Below are 1,352 nucleotides of genomic sequence, written 5' to 3' on the forward strand. Positions count from 1 at the left end.
AGGTCCGTGCCGCGGCGGCGGTCATCAGCGCGTCGACGCTGGGCACCACCTCGGCACGGACCTGCCACGCGTGGCGACCGTCGGGCAGCGCGACGTGCGAGCCCGGCATCCGGCCCTCGCCCGACCCGCCCCCGGCGGTGACCTTGGGCCACAGGGTGCGGCGCTTCCACGCAGTCCCCGGCACCGGCGCGTACCGGCCGGGGCCCGTGACGTAGCCGTGGATCATCTCCACGACGCTGGGCACGTCGATGGTGTGACCGTGCACGTACAGCTGCGCGACGGCGTGCAGGAGCGTGTCGGCCTCGGACTCCTTGCGCTTGAGCGCATGGAGCAGGTTGGGCTCCATGAGGCCGGCGTCGAAGCACGTCGCGGCCACCGACATCGCGGCCACCGGGTTGGGGGCCAGCTCGAGGAACGTCACGTACCCGGCGTCGACGGCCTTGCGTACGGCGTGGGTGAACCACACGGAGTGCCGCATGCCCTTGACCCAGTACTCCTCCGCGTGGACCGGCTCGTGACCGGCGCGGTAGAAGGTCTCGCGGTCGACGGAGGAGAACAGGCCGGAGGTGAGCTCGCGCGGCTCGAGACCCGCGATCTCCGCGGCCAGCTCACCGAGGAGCATGTCCACGTCCGAGGTGTGGCCGGCGCCGCGGACCTGCAGCTGGCGGGCGAACTTGCCCTGCTCCTCGACCCACGCGACGAAGTCGGCGACGGGCTTGGCACGGCCGCCGACCGTGGTGTGGGTGGGCGCGGCGTAGACGGCGGGCTCGATGGAGGCGAACTGCGGGTTGTCGGCGATGATCTGCGCGATCTCCTCGGCCGAGTACTCGACCAGCGCCATCGCGCCGGCCTCATCCTCCGAGACCTGCCCCTCGGCGTCGCCCATGAGACGCGAGCGCACGCAGATCACGCGGACGGCGTCCTCGAGGCCGAGGCCACCGGTCGCGTAGGCCGCGGCCACCTCACCCATCGAATGCCCGATCACGGCCTCGGGCTTGGCCCCGAGCGCGCGCAGGGTGTCGACCAGCGCCACCTGGATGGCGAAGATCCCGACCTGGGAGTTCTCCAGCTCGTACGTCTGTGAGTCATCGAGGATCAACTCCGCGATCCGGTAGCCGGCCTCGAAGTCGATGAGCTCGTCCACCGCGTCCAGGCACGAGGCGAACAGCGGGTTGGACAGGTAGAGCTCCTTGGCCATCTTCCGGTGCTGGGACCCGAAGCCGGAGAACACCCACACGTCGCCGGTGCCGGCGGGGGCGTCGGCGCTGAACACGCCGGGACCGGGGTCGCCGGCGGCCAGCGCGCGCAGGCCCGCCACGAGCTCATCGCGGGTGTGGCCCACGACGGCTCCG

At 71.8% G+C, this 1,352-nt stretch carries 1 protein-coding gene; it reads right to left on the minus strand.

Going from position 1 to position 1,352, the window contains the following annotated elements; translation table 11 throughout:
* The coding region (locus G6023_RS12835; protein WP_182635863.1) for an acyltransferase domain-containing protein at nucleotides 1-1,352 on the minus strand (1,352 nt) is incomplete at both ends.

The organism is Dietzia sp. DQ11-71, from assembly GCF_014144995.1.
In the GTDB taxonomy this organism is placed as follows: domain Bacteria; phylum Actinomycetota; class Actinomycetes; order Mycobacteriales; family Mycobacteriaceae; genus Dietzia; species Dietzia kunjamensis.